Genomic DNA, 23,722 nt, shown 5'->3' on the forward strand with positions numbered 1-23,722 from the left:
CGGCCGTCGCACAGGCCACCGGAATCCGACCCGCCGCTCGAGACACCTTGGCCCCCCGTCCGGGCCGAGGCTCGCTTCGCCACGGGCTCTGTCACGGCCGGGATCGTCTCCGATCCTCGGGCTCGGTGGACAGGCTCACAGCCTCTCTGCAACCCCTGACCCATCCCTGCCCGCGGTGTCGTCGCGTTCCGCCTGTAAAGAGCAGGTGCGGTCGCGTCGGACGATCGACGCAGCAATATCGATTGCGCACAAATAACTTCATATCAGACCATTTTCCTTCAGGTTGGATTTCTGAGACCGATATTCTTGCGTCTTGTTCGCTACTACAGGTCAGATTCGGAATTTCGACTTGACCAACCCGGCAAATGCGCTTGTATCGAGCGACCGAGTCGCGACGCAGTGCTTGCGTTCTGGCGAGTTTCGTCAACACGGGAAGGCAACGCTCAAGACATGGTTCACCCGAACGACAGCAACATCCGCTTCGTCACGCTCGCCTCCGAGATCGTCTCGGCCTACGTGATCCACAATCACATTCAGAGTGCGGATCTGCCGAAGCTCCTCACCGATGTTCACGAGACGCTTCGCGGCCTCTGTTCCGGCAGCGTCAGCGCATCGGTCGCCAGAGCGACCGCGCAGGAGATCCGGCGCTCGGTGAGCGCGGACTTCCTGATCTCGTTCGAGGACGGGAAGCCCTACAAGACCCTGCGCCGTCACCTCACCCTGCGCGGGCTGACCCCCGAAGCCTACCGCGCCAAGTGGGGCCTCCCCGTCGATTACCCCATGACGGCCCAGACATATTCCGAGCAACGCTCACAGCTGGCCCGCTCTCTGGGGCTCGGACACCAACAGCAGCGTCGGGACACCGCCGTGCAAACGGTCGAACCGGAGCCTGCGCCGCCCCCGCCCGCCAGGAAGAGCCGGGCGCGCGGCAAGGAGATCGCCTGACCGGATCCCGGCCCCTTGCGGCGACGGTGTCGTGGACCTGCCGCAATCGGTCACGATAGCGTAGGGGTGCGCGGCGCGCGCCCCTCGTCCCGGCCTGGACGGCGTGCCCGCCCTGACGCCGGAGCCCTGCATGCTGAACCGCCTCGCCCTGCCCGCCCTCGTCGCAGTCCTGATGGCCGCCGGCCCGGCCGCGGCCCAGATGGCGCGCACCGAGGCACGGGACACCAACAGGGACGGGACGGTCAAAGACGGGACGGCCAAGGCCGTGCCGCTCAGCAAGGCCGACGTGCAGCTCTCCTTCGCCCCGGTGGTGAAGCGGGCCGCACCCTCGGTGGTGAATGTCTACGCCTCCCACGTGGAGAAGAGCTCCAGCGCGCGCTCCAGCGCCATGGAGGAGTTCATGCGCCGCTTCTTCGGCGAGCCGGAGGGGGGCCGGGGACCGCGGGGCGACCGGGCCCAGAAATCCCTGGGCTCGGGGGTGCTGGTCGATGCCGACGGGCTCGTCATCACCAACAACCACGTCATCGACAACATGAACGAGGTGCGGATCGCGCTGGCGGACCGGCGGGAGTTCGAGGCCGCCATCGTGATGCGCGACACCCGCACCGACCTCGCCGTGCTCAAGATCAAGGAGCCGCCGAAGAACCTCGTGCCGATGCCCTTCGGCGACGCCGACGCCCTCGAGGTCGGCGATTTCGTGATGGCGATCGGCAACCCATTCGGCGTCGGCCAGACCGTGACGCAGGGCATCGTCTCGGCGCTGGCGCGCACGCAGGTCGGCTCGGCGGACTACCAGTACTTTATCCAGACCGACGCGGCGATCAACCCGGGCAATTCGGGCGGCGCGCTGGTCGACCTGCGCGGCCAGCTGGTCGGCATCAACACGGCGATCTACTCGCAGTCGGGCGGCAGCCACGGCATCGGCTTCGCGATCCCGGTGGGCATGGTCAAGGCGGTGGTCGACGCCGCCCGCGACGGGGCGAGCGTCGTGCGCCGGCCCTGGCTCGGCGCACGCATCCAGAGCGTCACCCCCGACATCGCCGACAGCATGGGCCTCGACCATCCGACCGGCGTGCTGGTGGCGAGCCTGCAGGCCAAGAGCCCGGCCGACGAGGCGGGCCTGAAGCGCGGCGACCTGATCCTCACGGTCGACGGCCAGGAGGTCGCCGACCCGGAGGCGTTCGGGTACCGCTTCGCGCTCAAGGGCGTCCAGGGCCAGGCCCGGTTCGGGATCCTGCGCGGCACAGCCCGCCAGACCGTCGCGGTCAAGCTCGCCCCGGCCCCCGAGACGCGCCCGCGCGACGTGCTCAAGGTGAAGACCCGCTCGCCCTTCCTGGGCGCGACGCTGGTCAACACCTCGCCGGCGGTGGCCGAGGAGATGCAGGTCGACTTCCCCGCCGACGGCGTGGCCGTGCAGGCGGTGGACGAGAACTCCGTCGCGGCCCGGGTCGGGCTGCAGCGGGGCGACCTGATCGTGGCGGTCAACGGCGTGCCGATGGCGACCACCAAGGATCTCGACCGGGTCACCCGCAACAGCCTCAATTCCTGGGAGGTCGCGATCAACCGCAACGGCGAGGTCCTGACCTCGGTGTTCGGGGGCTGATCCCGCGCGATCGCCGGCGACCGGCTTGCGCCCCCGCCCGCGCCCGGTGTTGATGCGCGGATGTCCGACCTGTTCGCCTCCGCGGAGCCCCCAGCCACGCCGGATCCCGGGCGCGCGCCCGGCCCCGAGGCAGCCCGCCCCCTCGCGGACCGGCTGCGGCCGCAGAGCCTCACCGAGGTCGTCGGTCAGGAGCACCTGACCGGCGAGGGCGGCAGCCTCACCCGCCTCCTGCGCGGAAAGAGCCTCGGCTCGCTGATCTTCTGGGGACCGCCCGGCACCGGCAAGACCACCGTGGCGCGGCTGCTCGCCCAGGGCACCGACCTGCATTTCGAGCAGATCTCGGCGATCTTTTCTGGTGTGCCCGAGCTGCGCAAGGTGTTCGAGGCCGCCCGCAGGCGTCGGGCGACCGGACAGGCGACCCTGCTGTTCGTCGACGAGATCCACCGGTTCAACCGGGCGCAGCTCGACGCCTTCCTGCCGGTGATGGAGGACGGTACCGTCACCCTGGTCGGCGCCACCACCGAGAACCCCTCCTTCGAGCTGAACGCGGCCCTCCTGTCCCGCGCCCGGGTGCTGCTGTTCCGCGCCCTCGATCCGGGGGCGATCGCCCGGCTGCTGGTCCGGGCCGAGGCGCTGACCGAACAGGCCCTGCCGCTCACCGAGGAGGCCCGCGGCGTGCTGGTGCGGATGGCCGACGGCGACGGCCGGGCGGCGCTGACGCTTGCCGAAGAGGTCTGGCGCTCGGCGCAACCGGGCGAGACCCTCGACGCCGAAGAGTTACAAAGAATCGTGCAGCGGCGGGCGCCGATCTACGACAAGGCGCAGGAGGGCCACTACAACCTGATCTCGGCGCTGCACAAGACCGTGCGCGGCTCGGATCCGGACGCGGCGCTCTACTATCTCTGCCGGATGCTCGATGCCGGCGAGGACCGGCTGTTCATCGCCCGCCGGCTGGTCCGGATGGCCGTGGAGGATATCGGGCTCGCCGACCCGCAGGCCCTGGTGGTGGCCAACGCCGCCAAGGACGCGTTCGACTTCCTCGGCAGTCCGGAGGGCGAGCTGGCGCTGGCGCAGGCCGCGCTCTACCTCGCCTGCGCGCCGAAATCGAACGCCGTCTACGAGGCCTACAAGGCCGCGACCCGGCTCGCCAAGGAAGCGGGCTCCCTGCCGCCGCCGCGCACCATCCTCAACGCGCCGACCAAGCTGATGAAGCGGATCGGCTACGGCGAGGGCTACCGCTACGACCACGACGAGCCCGACGCCTTCTCGGGCCAAAATTACTGGCCCGACGCGCTGGGGCGCCAGCACCTCTACGCGCCCACAGACCGCGGCTACGAGACCCGCTTGGCCGAGCGGCTGGAGCGGTGGGAAACGCTGCGCAAGGCGCGGCGCGGGGAGGGGTAGGCCGCCCCCGTCACGGGGTTTCCAAGGGCACGCAGTCCCCTGGCGGGTGATCCAACCGGAGCCCGGATGCGGCGGCCCCGCGTGTCACAGGGCCAGCGGCGCGTTGTCGATCACCTCCTTCATCACGAAGAAGGTCCGAGTCTGGCGCACCCCCGGCAGGCCGATCAGCGTGGCGCTGTGGAGCCGGTTGAAATCGGCCATGTCGGAGACGCGGATCTTCAGGATGTAGTCGAAGTCGCCGGCCACGAGATGGCAGTCGAGCAGCACCGGGATCGTCCGCACGGCGGCCTCGAACTCCGAGAAGCTCTCGGGCGTCGAGCGGTCGAGAACGACGCCGACGAAGACCAGCGTGCCCCGCCCGACCCGGGCCGGGTCGATCAGCGCCCGGACCGCCCGCACGAACCCGTCCGCGAACAGGCGCTGGATCCGCCGGTGGCAGGTGGCCGCGCTGGTGCCGGAGCGCTCGGCGATCTCAGCATTGGCCATGCGGCCGTCCGCCTGCAGCAGGCGCAGGATCTTCTGGTCGATCCGGTCGAGCCCTGCGGCCATGGTGGATTCTTTCACCTTGGATCCCGAATTCGAAATCCTCTGCGGCATCTCGGCCTGGCAATGCAAGCGTCAGGCCTTCGACGCGAAAAGATCGAGAGCACCTTCCGGCCGACGTCTGGTAGATTTCCTCGGCGCCTCGCAGACGAACCGGTTTCCCCCCGATCCGGCCGTCCTGTGGGCGTCGCCTCGACGCATCCGGGCCGGGCCGAGACCGCTTCGGCCTGGATGCGTCCCGAGCCCCGGAGAGACCCGATGCTGGACCAATTCGAGCGCTATCCCCTGACCTTCGGCCCGACGCCGATCGAGCCGCTCAAGCGGCTCACCGCCCATCTCGGCGGCGAAGTCGAACTCTACGCCAAGCGCGAGGATTGCAATTCCGGCCTCGCCTATGGCGGCAACAAGCTGCGCAAGCTCGAATACATCGTGCCGGACGCGATCAAGAGCGGGGCCGACACGCTGGTGTCGATCGGCGGCGTGCAGTCGAACCACACCCGCATGGTCGCGGCGGTGGCCGCCAAGATCGGCATGAAGTGCCGGCTGATCCAGGAGGCCTGGGTGCCCCACGAGGATGCGGTCTACGACCGGGTCGGCAACATCCTCCTGTCGCGGATCATGGGCGCGCAGACGCAGCTCGTCGATGACGGGTTCGATATCGGCATCCGCGACAGCTGGAAGCGCGCGCTGGCCGAGGTCGAGGCCGAGGGCGGCAAGCCCTACGCGATCCCGGCGGGCGCCTCGGTGCACAAGTACGGCGGGCTCGGCTATGTCGGCTTCGCCGAGGAGGTGCGCAAGCAGGAGGCCGAGATGGGCCTGCGCTTCGACTACGTGGTGGTCTGCACGGTCACCGGCTCGACCCATGCCGGCATGCTGGTCGGCTTCTCCGCAGACGGGCGCGCCCGCAACGTCATCGGCATCGATGCCTCCTGCACCCCGGACCAGACCAAGGCCCAGGTGCTCGACATCGCCCAGAACACCGCCGCCCTGGTCGGCGCGGGCGACATCGTGGCCGACGACGTCGTGCTCAACGCGGATTACGCCTACCCGGTCTACGGCGTGCCCTCGAAGGAGACCGTGGAGGCGATCCGGCTCTCGGCCCGGCTCGAGGGAATGATCACCGACCCGGTCTACGAGGGGAAGTCGATGCAGGGCATGATCGACCTCGTGAAGAAGGGCTTCTTCCCGAAGGGCGCGAAGGTGCTCTACGCCCATCTCGGCGGCGCGCCGGCGCTCAACGGCTACAGCTACACCTTCCGCAACGGTTGAAGCCGGGCAAACACGGCTCCCATCCCTCCTCACCTCCTGATCCCAGGATGAAGTGGAGGGTGGAAGCGGCGACTCTGGCGTGTGGTCCCCTATATGGCGGCGCGGGACCCGAACCGGAGAGGGCAGGGATGATCGCACCGGCACGCGCGCTGTTCCTGGCCGCCCTGCTCACCCTCGCAAGTCCCGCGGCCCGGGCCGCCTCGGGACCGGCGGTCGAGGCCGAGAACGGGATGGTGGTCTCGTCCCAGCGCCTCGCCTCGCAGGTCGGGGCCGAGATCCTGAAGGCCGGCGGCAACGCCGTCGATGCCGCGGTGGCGGTGGCCTACGCCGAGGCGGTGGTGAACCCGTGCTGCGGCAATCTCGGCGGCGGCGGCTTCCTGGTCCTCCACCGCGCCGACGGCCCGAGCCGGTTCATCAATTTCCGCGAGACCGCGCCGGCCGCCGCAACCGGGGACATGTATCTCGACGCCGCCGGCAAAGTCGTGAAGGGCGCGAGCCTGCGCGGCTGGAAGGCCGCCGGGGTGCCCGGGACCGTGCTCGGCCTCAACACCGCCCTCGCCGCATACGGCACCCTGCCGCTGGCCCGGGTGATGGCCCCGGCGATCGCGCTGGCCCGGGACGGGTTCGTGCTGACCCGGGGCGACACCGACATCCTCGAATCCGGCACCACGCTGTTCGCCGCTCAAGCGAACGTCGCCCGCGTGTTCCTGCGCCCGGACGGGAGCCCCTGGCGGCCCGGGGACAGGCTGGTCCAGGCCGACCTCGCCCGCACCCTCCAGGCCATCGCCGAGGGCGGGTCGGACGCCTTCTACAGGGGCGCCGTCCCCGAGGCCGTCGCGGCGGCCTCCCGGGCGGGGGGCGGCCTGCTGACGGCGGCCGATTTCGCCGCCTACACGGTGACCGAGTCGGAGCCGCTGACCTGCCGCTACCGGGGCGCGACCATCCTGTCGGCGCCGCCGCCCTCGTCCGGCGGCACGACGCTCTGCGAGATCCTCGGCATCCTCGACGGCTACGACCTGCGGGCGGCGGGCTTCAACTCCGCCCGGAGCGTCCATCTGATGGTCGAGGCGATGCGGCGCGCCTATGCCGACCGCAACCTGCTGCTCGGCGATCCGGCCTTCGTCGACAATCCGGTCGCCCGGCTCCTGTCGCCGGCCTATGCGGAGACGCTCCGGGCCTCGATCCGGCCGGACCGGGCGACCCCCTCGGCCGAGATCCGCCCGGATCCCGGCCTGGAGACGCGGGAGCGGGCCGAGACCACCCACATCTCGGTGATGGACAAGGCCGGCAACGCGGTCTCGCTGACCTACACGATCAACGGCTATTTCGGCGCCGGGGTGATCGCCCCCGGCACGGGCTTCTTCCTCAACGACGAGATGGACGACTTCACGGTCAAGACCGGGGTGCCGAACCTGTTCGGCCTCGTGCAGGGGACCAAGAACGCGATCCAGCCGGGCAAGCGCCCGCTCTCGTCCATGGCTCCGACCCTGGTGCTGCGGGACGGCAGGGTCGTGATGGTGGCGGGCTCCCCGGGGGGCTCGCGGATCATCACGATCACCGCCCAGACCATCCTCAACATGCTGGATTTCGGCATGGAGCCGCAGGAGGCGGTCGACGCCCAACGCATCCACCACCAGTGGCTGCCCGACACGGTCTATGCCGAACCCTTCGCGCTCTCGGCGGATACGCAGGCGATCCTGAAGGGCATGGGACACATCATCCACGAGCAGAAGCCCTGGGGGGCGCAGGAGCTGATCGCGGTGCGCGGCGCAGGGCCAGCCGCGCCGGAGGCGGCCTCCTCGGGCAACGACGCCTCGCGCACGGAGCGGATGCGGCCGGACCTGCTCTACGGCGCCAACGACAACCGGAGGCCGGCCGGGGCGGCGATCGGCGAGTAGGGGTTTCCGAGGGGGGAGCCCTTTGGCGGGGCATCGGGGCAGGGCCCCGACATTCGGGCTTCGCCCGGGACCGGGACTGTTCAGCCCTGGCCGGCCTCCCGCGCCACGGCCCGGAACCCGATGTCGCGCCGGCAGAACCCCTCCGGCCAGTCGATCCGGGCCACCGCCGCATAGGCGCGGGCCTGGGCGTCGGTGACGCTGTCGCCGAGCGCCGTGACCGCCAGCACCCGGCCGCCATCGGCCAGCAGCTGTCCGTCCTCGGCCCGGGTGCCGGCCTGGAACACGTGGACGCCCTCGCCCTCGGCCGCCTCGATCCCCCGGATCACCGAGCCCCGGACCACGGCGCCCGGATAGCCGGCGGCCGCCATCACCACGGTGAGCGCGGCCCGGTGGGCGTCGAATTCCAGGCTCACCCCGGACAGGTCGCCGTCGCAGGCCGAGAGCAGGGCCGGCACGAGGTCGGAGGCGAGGCGCGGCATCAGCACCTGCGCCTCGGGATCGCCGAAGCGGGTGTTGTACTCGATCAGCTTCGGGCCATCCGCGGTGAGCATCAGGCCGGCGTAGAGGATGCCGGTGAACGGGCAGCCGCGCGCCCGCATGCCGGCGAGCGTCGGGGCGATGATCTCGGCCATGACCCGGGCCTCGATCTCCGGGGTGACGACCCGGGCCGGGGAATAGGCGCCCATGCCGCCGGTGTTGGGGCCGCGGTCGCCGTCGAACACGCGCTTGTGGTCCTGGGCGGTGCCGAGGGGGATCGCCCGCGTGCCGTCGCACAGGGCGAAGAAGCTCGCCTCCTCGCCGAACAGACATTCCTCGACCACCACCTCGGCGCCCGGCTCGGCGAACAGGGCGGTGAGCGCGTCCTCGGCCTGATCCAGGGTCTCGGCGACGGTGACGCCCTTGCCGGCGGCGAGCCCGTCGGCCTTCACGACGATCGGGGCGCCCTGCCGGCGGGTATAGGCCAGGGCCGGCTCCAGCGCCGTGAAGCGCGCGAAGGCGGCGGTGGGGATGCCGCAGGCGGCGCAGAGGTCCTTGGTGAAGCCCTTCGAGCCCTCGAGCCGGGCGGCGTCGCGGGTGGGCCCGAAGGCGCGGATCCCGGCGGCCGTCAGGTCGTCGACCAGCCCGGCGACGAGGGGGGCCTCGGGCCCGACCACCACGAGACCGATCGCCTCCGCGGCGCAGAAGGCCGCGACCGCGTCGTGGTCCGCGACCGTGAGCTCCGGCCGGTTGGTGCCGTGGCGGCCCGTGCCGGGATTGCCCGGCGCCGTGAACAGGCGGGTGCACAGGGGGCTCTGGGCGAGGCGCCAGGCCAGGGCGTGCTCACGGCCGCCGGAGCCGATCAGCAGGATGTTCATGCGCACGCCACCATGGGCTGAGCTTCTGGGCGAAGCCTGTCGGCGGGGAAAGGATTTTTTCGGGCTTTCCCCGCTCTGCCCAGCCTTTCCGGCCGCTCAGCAGCCGGTGCACACGCTCGTGTTGATGCCGCCGCCCCGCCGCACGATCCCGTCCCGGCTGAGATGCCGGCCGATATGCGCGCCGGCATGCCGGCCCCCGTAGAGGCCCCGGCCGGGCAGATAGGGGGCGTAGGGCTCGAACTGGACGTTGCGCTGGATTGACTGGTTCAGCGTGTTGAAGTCCGTGACCCGCTGCTGGTTGAGCGTGCGGATCTGGCTCTGCAGGCCGAACGAAGCGTTGGCGGCGTTCGGGTCGTTCTGCTGCACCTGCGCCCAGGCGGCGCCCGCCGGGAAGGCGAGCGCCAGGGCGAGGAGCGCGCGGGACGCGGCGCGCATGGCTGTCTCCGTGCTCCGTAGCGGGATCTCTATCGGGGTCGACGCCCCAGGATCGGGCCGGGTTCCGGGGCGCGTCAACCGGACACGACGGGTGATTTCGTCTGCGGCAGGGCATCGATCTGCTTGGGATCCATCCCGAGATGGGCCTGGACCAGGGGGTGCGGGGTCAGCGCCAGCCATTGCGTCAGCGAGACATCGGCGTAGCGCGGGCTCTTGAACATCTCCAGGAAGGTGAGCGTCGTGTCGCTGGTGTTCTCGATGTAGTGGCCCATGGCGAAGGGCACGTAGCCCACGTCGCCCGCCTGGTAGTCGAAGGTGCGGGCCTTCGATTCCGAGCCGAACACCGTCATCCGGCCCGTGCCCGAGAGGTAGTACTGCCACTCGTCGCCGTTGGGGTGCCAGTGCAGCTCGCGCATGCCCCCGGGCTCGACCTCGACCAGCGCCGCGGCGATCGTCACGGAGGCCGGGAACACCGTGGAATCGGTGATGCGCACGCGCCCGCCCCTGGTCCGGATCGGCTCCTGCGCCAGCATCCGGTGGCTGAATGTTTTGGGGATCTGGCCGGCGCCGCCCATGAGGTCGGCCGAGAGCGGGCCGGGCGTCGGCCCGGGGAAGATGTAGAGTTCCTTCTCGGGGATCTTGGCGAAGGCGCTCTCGGGCAGGCCGAAATTCTTGGCCAGGATGTCTTTGGGCGTGTGCGCCAGCCAGTCGGTCAGCAGGAAGGTCGAATCCTCCGAGAACGCGCCGTCATCGAACACGAGCAGGAACTCGCAGCCATCGACCCCGTCGGCCGACAGCCCCTGGATCGAATGCGGGATGCCGCCGGGGAAGTACCAGAGGTCACCCTCGCCGACATCGTCCGCGAAGGTGCGCCCGTCCTGATCGACCGCGGTGATCCGGGCCTTGCCCTTGATCATGTAGGACCACTCGGCCTCCTTGTGCCAGTGCATCTCGCGGACCACCCCGGCCTTAAGGCGCATGTTGACCCCGGCCATGGCCTTCGAGACCGGCAATTCGCGGATCGTGGTCTGGCGCGCCCAGCCGCCCTCCTCCAGCCGCATGTGGCTGTCCGCGAAGGACCATTTCAGGTTCGGCATCGTGCCGTGGTCGGTGGCGGGCGGGGCCAGGGTGAACGGCTCCTCGGCGGCCCGGGGCTGGTTGCGCGGCCCCAGGATGTCGGCCCCCTTGGTGCCGCGCTCGGGCAGCGGGGCGGCGGGGCCGGAGGCCTGCGCCGCCGCGGGGGACGCCATCATGGCGCCGCCCGCCGCGGCGATGATGGCGCGCCTGGAAATCTCGGTCATGGTCGATCGGTCCCTGATGTTCGGCAGGGTAACCGGGAGCGCGCCCGCAGGATCCGGCTCCGATCGTGCAGTGCGGCATCTCGCCCGGACCCCGCGGGCGGCCTATGTATTGAACAGAGCACTGGACGCATCCCGGCCGGTCGGCGAGCGCCGTGACGGCGGTCGATGCGCAGCGCGACCCGAGGGCGAGGATGGCGGACCGGAACAGTTCAGCGGCGGGCGAGGCCGGCCCGCGCGCGCATCGCGGCCGCGTCTGGTTCGCCCTCCTGGCGCTGGCGGGCGCCGGGTTCCTCGGATACCGCTACTGGCCGGACCAGTCCCGGGCGGCGAGCCCACCGCAATCGGCCGAGGCGAAGCCGCCGACCGTGCGGGCGGCCGCGGCCGCGCGGGCCTCCGGCCCCCTGACCCTGACGCAGACCGGCACCACCCAGGCCTTCGACACCGCGAGCCTCTACCCGCGGGCGACCGGCTACATCGTCGCGCGGCAGGTCGATATCGGCTCGCATGTGCGAAAGGGCGACCTGCTGTTCCGGATCAGCGCCCCCGACCTCGACCAGCAGCTGGTCCAGGCGCAGGCGCAGGTGCTGCAGCTGCAGGCGGCGCTGATCCAGGCGCGGGCCATGGTCGACCAGGCCGAGGCCAACCGCCACCTCGCGGACGTGACCAACCGGCGGACCTCGACGCTGGCCGGCACCGGGGCCGAGACCCGGCAGAACGCCGACACGTCCCAGGCCGGCGTGCTCGCCCAGGCGGCCAATGTCGACGCGGTGAAGGCCGCCGTGAAGGTCGCCGAGGCCAACATCGCCGCCCAGGAGGCGCAGGTCGCCCGGCTCAAGGTCCTGACCGGCTTCGAGGAGATCCGCGCCCCCTTCGACGGGGTGGTGACGACCCGCAACAACGATGTCGGCGACGCGGTCACGGCGGACACGAATACGGGGATGCCCCTCCTGACGCTGGCCCGGGACGACGTGCTGCGCATGGCGGTGAACGTGCCGCTCTACGCCGCCGACGGGATCCGCGACGGGCTGAACGCCCGGGTCGAGGTGGCGCAGATCCCCGGAAAGATCTTCCCCGGCAAGGTGGCGCGCTCGTCGACGACGCTGCTCTCCTCCGCGCGCACGCTGGTGACGCAGGTCGACATCCCCAACCCGGACGGTGCGCTCCAGGCGGGCCTCTACATCACCGTCACGCTGGAGATCCCGCGGGTCTCCCCCGCCGTGACGGTGCCGAACGACGCCCTGATCTTCGACCAGGACGGGACCCGCGTGGCGGTGGTCGAGACGGGAGCGGACGGGACCACGGTGGCGCGGATGCGGCCGGTGACGATCTTCCGCCAGACCCAGAGCCTGCTGGAACTGCGCACCGGCCTGTCCGGCGGCGAGCGGGTCATCGTCGGGCCCCCGGCCTCCCTGCGCGACGGGGACCGGGTGGCCCTGCGGCCGGAGGGCAAGGCGGGGGCCTGACCCGCCCGGCCTGCGGCACAAGACGATGCCCCAAAAGACGATGCCCCAGAAAACGACGCCCTATGAAGCCTGGAGCCTGGCCCGCGGATCGGTGCGGGCGAGGCGGGCCAGCAGGTACTCGACCTCAGCCTTCGCCTGGGGGGTGAGCGCCTGCGCGGGCTTGCGCTGCGCGTCGGAGGAAAAGATCCCCCGGCGCTGGAACACGTATTTGCGCACGGCGAGCCCGAGCGGGCCCTGCTGCTGCTCGTAGCGCAGATAGGGAAGGTGGGCGTCGAACAGGTCGTGGGCGGCGTCGCGGTCCCCGGCCCGGCCGAGGCGGACCACGTCGACCAGCATCTCCGGGAAGGCGTAGCCGGTATTGGCCCCGTCGGCGCCGCGCTCGGTCTCGAAATCCAGGAACAGGCCGCCATTGCCGACCAGGATGCTGATGTGACGCATCGCGCCCTCGGCCTCGAAGCCGCGCAGGATCGAGATCTTCTCCAGCCCCGGCCAGTCCTCGTGCTTGAGCATCACGCAGGAGGGATTGTCGGACACGATCCGGCGGATCACGCCGGGCGTCATCTGGACCGAGAAGGTGAGGGGATAGTCCTGCAGCACGAAGGGCACGTCCGGCCCGATCGCCTCGGTGGCGTTGCGGTAATAGCCGACCACCTGGTCGTCGGTGCGCAGGGTGTTGGGCGGCGCGATCATCACGCCGGCGGCGCCCAGTTCCATCACCTCCCGGGCCAGCGCCCGCATGGCCGCGAAGCCCGGCGCCGTGACGCCGACGATCACCGGCAGCCGGGTCCGCCCGAGAACGCGCTTGGCCACCGCGATGCCCTCGACGTGGTCGAGCTTGCCGGCCTCGCCGAGCTGGCCGAGGATCGTCAGGCCGTCGACCCCGGCGGCGCCGAAGAAATCGGTCATCCGGTCGAGGGAAGCCTCGTCGATCCGTCCGTCCGGGTGGAACGGCGTCGGGGCGATCGGCACGACGCCGCCGATATCGCTGGTGAGGAGGGGCATGCCGGTCTCCGCGCTGCTGCGGCGGCCGCCGGCCGCCGATGGCATGCCCCATACTAAAAAATCCCGGGCGCCGCGACGCGCCCGGAACGGATTCAGCCGAGCAGCTTGTCGAGCGTGATCGGCATCTCGCGCACCCGCACGCCGGTGGCGTGCCAGATCGCGTTGGCGATGGCCCCCACCGTGCCGGTGATGCCGATCTCGCCGACGCCCTTGACGCCCAGCGCGTTCACCACCGCGTCGTCCTCGTGGACCAGGATCGCCTCCATCGCGGGAATGTCGGCGTTCACCGGCACGTGGTATTCGGCGAGGTTGTCGTTGAGGAAGCGGCCGGTGCGCGGGTCCATCTCGGCCCGCTCGTGCAGGGCGAAGGACAGACCCCAGATCATCCCGCCGTAATACTGGCTCTGGACGAGGCGCGGATTGATCACCCGGCCGGCCGCGAAGGCGCCGGTGAGGCGGCTCACCCGGATCTGGCCGAGGTCGGGATCGACCTTCACCTCGGCGAAGACCGCCCCGTGGGCGTGCATGGCGTAGGCCGCCTGCGCGGCCGGATCGGCCCCGGCCTTGCCCTGGCCCGCGATGCTGGACCGGCCGGCCCGCGCCAGGATGTCGGTGAAGGCTTCGCTCCGGCCCGGGTCGTCGCGCCGGGTCAGCCGCCCGTCCGCTGCGGTCACGCCGGCATTGCCCGCCCCGTAGAGCGGGGAGGCGGGGTCGTTGGTGGCGAGATCCGAGAGCTGCCGGATCACGTCGCCGGCGGCGGCGTGGATCGCCCCGCCCGCCGTGGCGGTGTGGCCCGAGCCCCCCGCGATGCCGGCATTCGGCAGATCCGAGGAGCCCATCCGGAAGGTGAGGGAATCCATCCCGATCCCGAGCCCGTCGGCGGCGATCTGGGCGAGCGCCGTCCAGGAACCCTGGCCCATGTCGATCGCCCCGAGCTCCACCGTGCCGGTGCCGTCGGCGCGGATCTCGGCCCGGGCCATGCCCTCGAAGATCAGCGCCGGGAAGGTGGCGGTGCCCATGCCGGTGCCGACCAGGAACCCGTCCGTGTCCCGGGTCTGGCGGGGCTGGAGCGGGCGCCCGGCCCAGCCGAACGCCGCAGCGCCGCGCCGGTAGCATTCGCGCAGGCCCTTGGAGGAGAACGGCTTGCCAGTGAGCGGCTCGACCTCGGCGTAGTTGGCGAGCCGGAACTCCAGCGGGTCCATGCCGAGTTCGTGCGCCATCTCGTCGAGCGCGCTCTCCAGGGCGACGCTGCCGGTGGCCTCCCCCGGGGCGCGCATGAACAGGGGCGTCCCGGTATCGAGCCGCACCGCCTCGTGCCGGATGGCGATGGCGGGGCTGGCATAGAGGGTGCTGGTCGCCCGTCCCGCCGGCTCGAAGAAGTCGTCGAAGCTCGACGAGGCGGTGAGGATGTGGTGGTCCAGCGCGGTGAGCTTGCCGGCGGCGTCGGTGCCGAGCCGCAGCGTCTGGCGGGTCGGGCCGCGATGGCCCATCGGCCCGTACATCTGGGTCCGGGTCGGCACCAGCTTGACCGGGCGGCCGACGAGCTTGGCCGCCATGCAGGCGAGCACCTGCGGCCCGGCCGGGACACCCTTCGAGCCGAAGCCGCCGCCGAGATAGGGGCTCTCGATGTGGATGTCGTCGGCGTCGATGCCGAACAGCCCGGCGAGGCGGCCCTGCGACATGGCGAGCGCCTGGGTCGGCATGTGCAGCGTCAGCCGGTCCCCGTCCCAGCTGGCCACGGCCGCGTGCGGCTCCATGGCGTTGTGGTACTGGGCCGGCGTCTCGTAGGTGGCCGCGATGGTTTTGTCCGCGGATGCGAGCCCCGCCTCGACGTCGCCGTCGCTCTCGGTCGCCGGCGCGCCGACGCCCACGGAGGGCGGCGTGAACACGTCGCCCGCGTCGAGGCCGATCCGCGGCGTCTCGGCCGCGTAGGTCGGGGCGAGCAGCCTCGCGCCCTCGGTGGCCGCCTCCAGGGTCTCGGCGATCACCACGGCGATCGGCTGGTTGGCGTAGCGGACCGTGTCGTTCTGCAGGAGGTCGAGGCGGAACGTGAACGGCCCGTCCTTGGCGTCCGGGTCCTTGGCGAGCGCCGGGGCGTGGCCCGGCCGCATCACCGCGACGACGCCGGGATGCGCCTCGGCGGCGGCCACGTCGAGGCCGGTGACCCGGCCCTTGGCGATCCGGGCGACGCAGAGCGCCGCGTGGAGCGTGCCGGGGGGCAGGTTGTCGGCGGAGAAGCGGGCCTGGCCCGTCACCTTGAGGGGGCCGTCGCGCCGGGTCAGCGGCTGGCCGATGCTGGAGCCGTGCCGGATCGCGCCGGCGGGGAGATTCGATACAGGCGTGGAGGTCGCGGTCATGCGGGTCTCCTCAGACGATGCCGAACGGGGAGGCGGGGAGCGCCGGGATCCGGGCGGGCGTGCCCGCGGCCGCCTGGGTGAGCGCGCGGACCGCCACCCGGCGGGCGAGCTCGATCTTGAAGGCGTTGGCCTCGCCGGTGGGCCTGGCGCCGGCGAGCGCCGCGTCGGCGGCCCTCGCGAAAACCTCGGGGGCGGCCGCCTGGCCGGCGAGCGCCGCCTCGGCGGCCTCCACCGGCCAGGGCTTCAGGGCCAGCCCGCCGAGGGCGAGCCGGGCCCGGCCGATCCGTTCGCCGTCGAAGGTGAGGGCGGCGGCGGCCGAGACCACCGCGAAGGCGTAGGAGGTACGGTCGCGGACCTTCAGGTAGCGGGCATGGCCGCGGAAATCGGCCGCCTCCGGGGGCAGGCGCAGGGCGGTGATCAGCTCGCCGGGCCGCAGGTCCGTCTCCCGCTCCGGATGGTCGCCGGGCAGGCGGTGGAACGCGGTCAGCGGCACCGCCCGGGCGCCGTCCGGCCCGGCGATCTCCACCACCGCGTCGAGGGCGGCCAGCGGCACGCAGAAGTCGGAGGGGTGGGTGGCGATGCAGTGCTCGCTCCAGCCCTGGACCGCGTGGATGCGGGTGGCGTGCCCCAGGGCCGCGCAGCCGGAGCCGGGCGCGCGCTTGTTGCAGGGGGAGACGGCGTCGGTGAAGTACGGGCAGCGGGTGCGCTGCATCAGGTTGCCGCCGACGGTGGCGGCGTTGCGCAGCTGCGCCGAGGCGCCGGCCAGCAGGGCTTCGGCCACCATCGGGTAGGTCTTTTCGAACATCGCGTCGTGCGCGAGGTCGCTGTTGCGCACCAGGGCGCCGATCCGGGTGCCGCCGTCCGGCAGCCGCTCGATCGCCGCGAGGCCGGGCAGCCGGGTGATGTCGACGATCCGGGCCGGGGCGGTGACGCCGCCCTTCATCAGGTCGACCAGGTTGGTGCCGGCGGCGAGATAGGCGGTGTCGGGCTGCTGCCCGGCCGCCACGGCCTCCGGCAGGCTCGCGGGGCGGATGTAGTCGAACTGCCTCACGCCGCGTCCTCCCGCTGCTCGGTCCGGGCCGAGGCCGCCTGCGAAGCCTCCTGCACCGCGTCCAGGATGCCCGCATAGGCGCCGCAGCGGCAGAGATTGCCGCTCATGCCCTCGCGGATCCGCTCGGGATCGGTCCCGGCCTGGCCCTCGCGGATCAGCCCGACCGCGCTCATGATCTGGCCGGGGGTGCAGAAGCCGCACTGGAAGCCGTCATGGGCGATGAAGGCCGCCTGGACCGGATGGAGCCGGTCGCCCTCGGCCAGCCCCTCGATGGTCAGGATCTCGGCCCCGTCGAGGCTCGCGGCGAGCGTCAGGCAGCTGTTGATCCGCCGCCCGTCCACCAGCACCGTGCAGGCGCCGCACTGGCCGCGGTCGCAGCCCTTCTTGGCGCCGGTCAGGCCGAGGCGCTCGCGCAGGAGATCGAGGAGGGTGACGCGGGGATCGTCGAGGGCGATCTCGCGCGGCTGCCCGTTCAGGGTGAGCCTGAGGGGAATGGTCATGGGGGTCCCGGCTTGCAAAGGCTGGAACCGTTACAGATAGCCGGACCTTCGCCCCCGGCGAGGCCACGGGTGACGGCGATGTGCGCAACCTCACGATTCGTGCAGCTTGCGCCGATATGCTGACTTGACCGGGACGCGCGCGGACCCGATCCGGTCCGGAACGGGAAAGCGGGGACCCGCGGGTCCGCCGGGGTGACGCGACCGTGTCCTTCGGGTATCGCTTCCCGGGAGGCTTCGCCTCTGCCGGGCCCGTAGCTCAATGGTTAGAGCCGGCCGCTCATAACGGTCTGGTTGCAGGTTCGAGTCCTGCCGGGCCCACCATCGAACCCGGACATGCCCGGCGACCCGCCTCCTCGGCGTTCGCGATCCGGCGATCGCGCATGCGCCGCCGCGCGGGCGCGCCCTTCGTGATCATCCACGGCGAGGCAATGTATTACAGCACAAACAAGCACGCCATCAATATACATGCCTCGCATACGATCCAGACACCGAAGATAGTGACCAGCTCCCAATCCGTCTTCTCGTTGAACTTGGTTGGAGCGTACATGCTCGGCCTCCTTACGGCGCGCGATGCACCGCAATCGGTCCCCGACGATCTGATGAGATACTGACGCTCAGAATATTGGAGCACAGGAATCACCACCGTGCAACCGCCGGCACGGGCGAATTCAAACGCCGAAGCAATATAACAACGCCCGGTCCGCATTTCAGACGAAAATCCGTCCGACCGAAACCTCGTAACAGCCCGTATCGATTGGCCGAGATGCGATTCCCGGGCGCGGCCGCATCCGGCGGACACAGCTCGGCGGCGGAGCCGCGGGCTGTCTGCCCTCCGGCGAATGGTCGTCCAAGCGTCATCGGGCCGGCATAGGGTCGCCCCTCCGCTCATCCGAGCCGATGCGATGGTCCGATGGATTGGTTTGACCTGCCCGAAGACGCCCAGCTGACGTCGGAGACCGGCGCGAGCCGGATGCGTATGTACATCCTCGTCGGGCTGATCGGCCTCGGGGCGTTCGGCGTGGTCGGCACCCTGCTGCACCTCCTCCCGGCCTGACGGCGCCGGTTCCGGGGGACCGGCGGCGCCGGATCCGGGCCCCGGCCGCCGGTCACGCGGCCTGGATGTCGCGGAGGAAGCCGTCGACCTCCTGCTTGACGGCCAGCGACTGCTTGGCCAGCTCGGCCGCCGCGTTCAGGACCTGCGTGGCGGCGCTGCCGGTCTCGCCCGATGCCGTCAGGACCCGGGCGACGTTGGCCGACACGTCCTGCGTCCCCTTCGCCGCCTGGCCAGCATTGCGTGAGATCTCGCTCGTGGCCGCCGTCTGCTCCACCACCGTCGAGGCGATCGCGCCGCTGATCTCGCTCACGCTGGCGATCGTGCGGGCGATCTGCTGCATCGCCTCCGCGGCCTGACCCGTGGCCGCCTGGATCGCGGCGATCTGCCCGCCGATCTCGTCGGTGGCCCGGGCGGTCTGGCCGGCCAGCTCCTTCACCTCGGCCGCCACCACGGCAAAGCCCCGCCCCGCCTCGCCGGCCCGCGCCGCCTCGATCGTGGCGTTGAGCGCCAGCAGGTTGGTCTGCCCGGCGATCCCCGAGATCGTCGTCACCGCCGCGCCGATCTGCTCGGCGGCCGCGCGCAGGCTCGCCATGGCGGCGTTGGTCGCCTCGGCCTCGTGGGCGGCCTGACCGGCCACCGCGTTGGAGCGGACCACCTGCCGCTCGATCTCCTGGAGCGAGGACACCATCTCCTCGGCGGCTGCCGCCACCGTCTGGACGTTGGACGCGGTCTGCTCGGCGGCACTGCTGGAGGCGACCGCCTGGCTGCTGGTGTCGTCGGCGACCCGGGTCATCGCGCGGGCCGTGGCGTCGAGCTCGGTGGTGGCCGCGGTGACGATACCGAGCGAATGGGCGATCTTCTCCTGGAAGGCACGGACGAGCTGGTCGATCCGGTCGGCCCGGTTCTGGCGGGCCTCCTGCTCGGCGGCCTGGGCGGCCTCCAGCTCGGCCCGGGCGATGGCGTTCTGCCGGAACACGTCCACGGCCTTGGCCATGGCACCGATCTCGTCCGTGGCACCCCGCGACGGCACCGCGACGGTGGTGTCCCCCGCGGCGAGGCGGCGCATCGCATCGGTCATGCCGGCTACCGGGCGGATGATGCTGCGGCCGATGACCAGGGCCAGGGCCACGCCCAGCACCAGCGCCAGCCCGACGAGCACGAACTGGACGCTGCGCGCGCTCGCCACCGCGGTCTCCACGGCCCGGGCGTTCTCCTCGACCGCGACGTTGATGCCGTCGCGCACCGCGTTGCTGCGCGCCACGATCACGCCCGTGTGCGGCTTGATGCCGGTCTCGAACACCGTTTTTAGGCCGTCCAGGGCGCTCGCGGTCGTCTGGAAGTTGCTGCCATAGGCCTCCAGCTTCTCGATCACCGCCTTGATCTGGGGGGCGAAGGCGATGCTCCCTTCGGCGCCCTGGAGGGCCTTCAGGGTGGCTTCGGCCTTCTCGACGTTCTTCGTGAAGGTCGCCGGGCCCTTCGGGTCGAGCGTCGCCAGGAAGCGCCAGTTGGCGACGCGAACCAGCAGCACGGCGCTCTCGACGGTCTGGGCGTCGCCGAGCAGCGCCGCGCTGGCGCGGGCGTGCGCCTCGGCGACCAGGGTATTGGTCGCGCTGGTCAGCTCGTCGCCACCCGTGAACAGGCGCTCCTTGGCCTGAGACAGGCTGACGCCCGCCGAAGCGAGGCGGTCCAGCTCCGGCTTCAGGGCGCGGGCGTTGTCTTCGATCTCGCCATACACCTTGCGGCGCGATTCCGTGATCGCCAATCCGATCAGCGTCTTGCCCGTCTCCTCGATGTCGCGGCGCGTCTGCTCCAGGGCGACGATCCGCTCGGGCGTGGGGGCGAGCCGGTACTGCTCGGCCTCACCGGCGAGGCGCGCAGCCAGGCTGTTGACCGAGAAGATCGTCCGCGCAATCAGCTCCAGGCGGCCGCGGAGCGCATATTGCTCGTTGATGACAGATTGCTGGTAGAGCGAATATCCGCTGATACCGGCGGCGATCAGAACAAGCAGCCCAAATCCCGCGTATAGTCGCAGACGAATGCCGATTTTCATAAATTTATAGGCCTCTTTGTCGGATATGATTGTGTCCATGAAACACTATTCCTTGTAATTTAAACGGCACTCTGTCAAGTTTGAAACCATGTTCTAATATTGTTTGGTTTATACGGGTAGCTACACGTCGAGTATCACAAACAATAGTCACGACAGAACGAATGATGGCGGCACTTATCCAAAGTCGGCGTCTCAATAATCCGGATGCCGCACATGCCTGTGCGTCTCGGCAGGGCCCGCCGCCGACGCGCAGCACCCATGCAGGGCCCGGATCCGGTCACCCTCCGGGCGATGCGGAACCGCCGGCCCGGCCGAATCGCGCGTAGAGCGCCGGCAGGACCACCAGGGTCAGCAGGGTGGCGCTGATCAGGCCGCCGATCACCACGGTGGCGAGCGGCCGCTGCACCTCCGCGCCCGTGCCGGTGGCGAGCGCCATCGGCACGAAGCCCAGCGACGCCACCAGCGCGGTCATCGCCACGGGCCGCAGCCGGGTGAGGGCGCCGTCCCGGATCGCCGCCCGCAGGGGCTGTCCGGCGACCACGCGCTGCTTGATGTCGCTGAGCATCACGAGGCCGTTCAGCACCGCCACGCCCGAGAGCGCGATGAACCCGACCGCGGCCGGCACCGACAGCGGCATGCCCCGCAGCCACAGGGCCGCGATGCCGCCGGTGAGCGCCAGCGGCACGGCGCTGAACACGAGCAGCGCGTCCCGCGCGCCGCCGAGCGCCGCGGTGAGCAGCAGGACGATCAGCACGAAGCAGACCGGCACCACCACGGAGAGGCGCGCCCGGGCCGAGGCGAGGTTCTCGAACTGGCCGCCCCAGGTCACGGAGGCGCCTGCCGGCAGCCTCACCTGAGCGGCGACCTGCGCCTGCGCCTCCGCCACCAGCGAGCCGATGTCGCGTCCGCGGACATTGGCGGTGACGACGACCCGCCGCCGTCCGTCCTCGCGGCTGATCTGGTTCGGCCCCTCGCTCACCGAGAACTGCGCCACCTGCCGCAGCAGCACGGAGGCGGCCTTGCCGTTCAGCCCCGGGGGCAGCGGGACGGGCAGGTTCTCCAGGGCCTCCCGGTCCTCGCGAACCTGATCGGTCAGGCGCACCACGATCGGGACGCGCCGGTCGCCCTCGAATACGAGCCCGGCCGCCTTGCCGCCCATGGCGGCGCCGATCACCTCCTGGATCGCCCCGGTGCTGAGGCCGAGCCGGGCGGCCTCGGTCCGGTCGATCCGGATCTCGAGGACCGGCAGGCCGGCGATCTGCTCGACCTTCACGTCGTCGGCCCCCGGGATCCCGCGCAGGATCGCGGCGATCCGGTTGGCGGTCTCCAGCATCGGCGCGAAGGCCTCGCCGAACACCTTGACGGCGAGGTCGCCCCGCGTGCCGGCGAGCAGCTCGTTGAAGCGCAGCTGGATCGGCTGGGAGAATTCGTACACGTTGCCGGCGAGTTCGCTCAGCGCCGCCTCGATCCGCGCCTGCAGTTCGGCTTTCGTCAGGGCCGGGTCGGGCCAGTCCGCCTGCGGCTTGAGCATCACGAAGGTGTCGGAGGAATTCGGCGGCATCGGGTCGGTGGCGACCTCGGCGGTGCCGGTCTTCGAGAACACGTAGGCGACCTGCGGGAACCGGGCGATCACCTGCTCGACCTTGAGCTGCATCGCCTGCGACTGGGTCAGGGAGGTCGACGGGATCCGGGTGGCGTTGAGCGCGATGCTCTTCTCGTCGAGGAGCGGGATGAACTCGGTCCCGAGCCGGGCGGCGAGCAGGCCCGCCCCCGCCAGGAGCAGCAGCGCCGCCCCGACGAAGGGCGCGGGCGCCCGGATCGCCGCGCCGAGGACGGGCCGGTAGGCCGCCTTCAGCCCGCGCAGCAGGGGGTTCTCCGCCTCCGTGATCCGGCCGGTGAGCGCGATGGCGATCAGGGCCGGCACGAGGGTCAGCGACAGGACGAAGGCCGCGGCCAGGGCCAGGATGACGGTCAGCGCCATCGGCTGGAACATCTTGCCCTCGACGCCGGTGAAGGTCAGGAGCGGCACGTAGACCAGGATGATGATCGCCTGCCCGTAGAGGGACGGCGCGATCATCTCCTCGGCCGAGACCCGCACTGTCTCCAGGCGCTCCTCCAGCGCGAGGGTACGCCCCAGGGCCTGCTGCCGCTCGGCGAGGTGGCGGAGCGCGTTCTCGGTGATGATCACCGCCCCGTCGACGATGAGGCCGAAATCGAGCGCCCCGAGGCTCATCAGGTTGGCGGAAATCCTGCCCGCGACCATGCCGGTGACGGTCATCAGCATGGCGACCGGGATGACCAGGGCGGCGATCAGCGCGGCCCGGATGTTGCCGAGCAGCAGGACCAGGACCACGATGACGAGGGCCGCGCCCTCGGCGAGGTTCTTCGCGACGGTCCGGATCGTGGCGTCGACGAGCTGCGTCCGGTCGAGGACCGTCTGGACCACGATGCCCGGGGGCAGGGCGCGCCGGATCTGATCCAGGCGGGCGTCGACCGCGGCCGCCACCGTGCGGCTGTTCTCGCCGATCCGCATCAGGGCGGTGCCGATGACGGTCTCCCACCCGTTCTCGCTGGCCGAGCCGGTGCGCAGGTCGCGCCCGATCCGCACCGCGGCGACGTCGCGGATCCGCACCGGCACGCCGCCGCGGCTGGCCACCACCACGTCGGCGATCGCCTCCGGGCTCTCCAGGCGCCCGGCCGCGCGCACCACGTAGCTCTCGCCGTTCTCCTCCAGGTAGCGGGCGCCCTGGTTGGCATTGTTGGCCTGGAGCGCCCGGGCGACGTCCGCGAAGGACAGGTCGAGGGCGGTCAGCGTCGTCGGGTCGGGCTGGACGTGGTACTGCTTCTCGAAGCCGCCGATCCCGTCGATCCCGGCGACGCCGGGAACGGACTTGATCTGCGGCCGGATGATCCAGTCCTGGACCGTGCGCAGGTAGGCGACCTGCTCCAGCTCCGTCGCGAGGATCTGGCCTTCCGGGGTCCGGTAGCGCCCGTCCGGCTGCCAGCCTGGGCGCCCCGCCGGCACCACGGTCCGCTCGGCCGCCGGCGCGTACTGGACCGACCACATGGTGATCTCGCCGAGCCCCGTGGAGATCGGGCCCATCCGCGGCTCGATCCCGGGCGGCAGGTCCTCCTTGGCCTGCGACAGGCGCTCGGCGACCTGCTGGCGGGCGAAGTAGATGTCGAGGGACTCGGCGAAGACCGCGGTGATCTGCGAGAAGCCGTTGCGCGAGAGCGAGCGGGTATACTCCAGCCCCTTGATGCCGGCGAGCGCCGTCTCGACCGGGTAGGTGACCTGGCGCTCGACATCGACCGGCGAGAGCGACGGCGCCAGGGTGTTGATCTGCACCTGGTTGTTGGTGATGTCGGGCACGGCGTCGATGGGCAGCCGCGTCAGCGCGGCGGCCCCAAGACCCGCCGCCAGCAGCACGAGGAGCAGCACCAGCCAGCGCTGGCGGACCGAGACGGCGAGGATGCGACTGATCATGGTCC

The 23,722-nt window shown here is 71.2% G+C and carries 17 protein-coding genes and 1 tRNA gene; 8 read left to right on the forward strand and 10 right to left on the reverse strand.

Translation table 11 applies throughout. The annotated features are described in order from the left end of the window. Positions 1–450: 450 nt before the first annotated feature. From AC3IF3_RS24580 to AC3IF3_RS24590, 3 genes are all read left to right on the forward strand, one after another. Positions 451–945, forward strand: coding sequence for a Ros/MucR family transcriptional regulator (locus AC3IF3_RS24580; protein ID WP_489231361.1), 495 nt, complete (start codon positions 451–453; stop codon positions 943–945). Between the two features lie 130 nt (positions 946–1,075). Next, positions 1,076–2,548 (forward strand): Do family serine endopeptidase, encoded by a 1,473-nt coding sequence (locus AC3IF3_RS24585; protein WP_489230641.1) that lies wholly within the window; start codon positions 1,076–1,078, stop codon positions 2,546–2,548. A 60-nt stretch (positions 2,549–2,608) separates the two neighbouring features. Then, positions 2,609–3,952 (forward strand): replication-associated recombination protein A, encoded by a 1,344-nt coding sequence (locus AC3IF3_RS24590; protein WP_489230642.1) that lies wholly within the window; start codon positions 2,609–2,611, stop codon positions 3,950–3,952. A gap of 84 nt (positions 3,953–4,036) precedes the next feature. On the opposite strand, the gene AC3IF3_RS24595 is transcribed toward AC3IF3_RS24590, so the two are convergent. Next, positions 4,037–4,501, reverse strand: a complete 465-nt coding sequence (locus tag AC3IF3_RS24595) for an Lrp/AsnC ligand binding domain-containing protein (RefSeq protein ID WP_489220408.1) — start codon at positions 4,499–4,501, stop codon at positions 4,037–4,039. 252 nt (positions 4,502–4,753) lie between these two features. Between AC3IF3_RS24595 and AC3IF3_RS24600 the strand changes: the two genes are divergently transcribed. Then, positions 4,754–5,764 carry a 1-aminocyclopropane-1-carboxylate deaminase gene (locus AC3IF3_RS24600; protein ID WP_489230643.1) on the forward strand — a complete coding sequence of 337 codons (1,011 nt, stop codon included), beginning with the start codon at positions 4,754–4,756 and terminating at the stop codon, positions 5,762–5,764. A 128-nt stretch (positions 5,765–5,892) separates the two neighbouring features. Continuing rightward, positions 5,893–7,662: a gamma-glutamyltransferase gene (gene ggt, locus AC3IF3_RS24605; protein WP_489230644.1), complete on the forward strand. Its 1,770-nt coding sequence runs from the start codon at positions 5,893–5,895 to the stop codon at positions 7,660–7,662. A gap of 80 nt (positions 7,663–7,742) precedes the next feature. Here ggt and purD read toward each other — a convergent pair whose 3' ends face one another. From purD to AC3IF3_RS24620, 3 genes are all read right to left on the reverse strand, one after another. Then, positions 7,743–9,017: a phosphoribosylamine--glycine ligase gene (purD, locus tag AC3IF3_RS24610; RefSeq protein WP_489230645.1), complete on the reverse strand. Its 1,275-nt coding sequence runs from the start codon at positions 9,015–9,017 to the stop codon at positions 7,743–7,745. A 96-nt stretch (positions 9,018–9,113) separates the two neighbouring features. Beyond that, positions 9,114–9,452, reverse strand: coding sequence for a hypothetical protein (locus AC3IF3_RS24615; RefSeq protein ID WP_243972607.1), 339 nt, complete (start codon positions 9,450–9,452; stop codon positions 9,114–9,116). A 74-nt stretch (positions 9,453–9,526) separates the two neighbouring features. Beyond that, a complete protein-coding gene (locus AC3IF3_RS24620; protein WP_489230646.1) occupies positions 9,527–10,753 on the reverse strand; it encodes an oxalate decarboxylase family bicupin in 1,227 nt (408 codons plus the stop codon). Positions 10,754–10,944: 191 nt separating this feature from the next. Here AC3IF3_RS24620 and AC3IF3_RS24625 point away from each other — a divergent pair, with 191 nt between their 5' ends. Next, positions 10,945–12,216 carry an efflux RND transporter periplasmic adaptor subunit gene (locus tag AC3IF3_RS24625; protein WP_243972609.1) on the forward strand — a complete coding sequence of 424 codons (1,272 nt, stop codon included), beginning with the start codon at positions 10,945–10,947 and terminating at the stop codon, positions 12,214–12,216. 60 nt (positions 12,217–12,276) lie between these two features. On the opposite strand, the gene AC3IF3_RS24630 is transcribed toward AC3IF3_RS24625, so the two are convergent. The 4 genes from AC3IF3_RS24630 to AC3IF3_RS24645 all read right to left on the reverse strand — a co-directional run bounded on the left by AC3IF3_RS24630 (position 12,277) and on the right by AC3IF3_RS24645 (position 17,126). Further along, positions 12,277–13,218, reverse strand: a complete 942-nt coding sequence (locus AC3IF3_RS24630; protein ID WP_489230648.1) for a dihydrodipicolinate synthase family protein — start codon at positions 13,216–13,218, stop codon at positions 12,277–12,279. 92 nt (positions 13,219–13,310) lie between these two features. Continuing rightward, positions 13,311–15,575 carry a xanthine dehydrogenase family protein molybdopterin-binding subunit gene (locus AC3IF3_RS24635; RefSeq protein WP_489230649.1) on the reverse strand — a complete coding sequence of 755 codons (2,265 nt, stop codon included), beginning with the start codon at positions 15,573–15,575 and terminating at the stop codon, positions 13,311–13,313. 10 nt (positions 15,576–15,585) lie between these two features. After that, the gene (locus AC3IF3_RS24640) at positions 15,586–16,626 is read right to left on the reverse strand and encodes an FAD binding domain-containing protein (RefSeq protein ID WP_489230650.1); all 1,041 of its coding nucleotides are present in this window, start codon (positions 16,624–16,626) and stop codon (positions 15,586–15,588) included. Next, the gene (locus AC3IF3_RS24645; protein WP_243972617.1) at positions 16,623–17,126 is read right to left on the reverse strand and encodes a (2Fe-2S)-binding protein; all 504 of its coding nucleotides are present in this window, start codon (positions 17,124–17,126) and stop codon (positions 16,623–16,625) included. Before AC3IF3_RS24645 ends, AC3IF3_RS24640 begins: the two co-directional genes overlap by 4 nt. A 245-nt stretch (positions 17,127–17,371) precedes the next feature. Between AC3IF3_RS24645 and AC3IF3_RS24650 the strand changes: the two genes are divergently transcribed. Together AC3IF3_RS24650 and AC3IF3_RS24655 are read left to right on the forward strand one after the other, a co-directional pair. Continuing rightward, a tRNA-Ile gene (locus AC3IF3_RS24650) sits at positions 17,372–17,447 on the forward strand. A gap of 589 nt (positions 17,448–18,036) precedes the next feature. Then, positions 18,037–18,180 (forward strand): hypothetical protein, encoded by a 144-nt coding sequence (locus AC3IF3_RS24655; protein ID WP_243973610.1) that lies wholly within the window; start codon positions 18,037–18,039, stop codon positions 18,178–18,180. Positions 18,181–18,232: 52 nt separating this feature from the next. Here AC3IF3_RS24655 and AC3IF3_RS24660 read toward each other — a convergent pair whose 3' ends face one another. Then, a complete protein-coding gene (locus AC3IF3_RS24660) occupies positions 18,233–20,230 on the reverse strand; it encodes a methyl-accepting chemotaxis protein (RefSeq protein ID WP_489230651.1) in 1,998 nt (665 codons plus the stop codon). A 277-nt stretch (positions 20,231–20,507) separates the two neighbouring features. Continuing rightward, entirely contained in the window at positions 20,508–23,717 is a 3,210-nt protein-coding gene (locus tag AC3IF3_RS24665; RefSeq protein WP_489230652.1) for an efflux RND transporter permease subunit, read from the reverse strand. Between the last annotated feature and the right edge of the window lie 5 nt (positions 23,718–23,722).

The organism is Methylobacterium sp. J-118, from assembly GCF_057836565.1.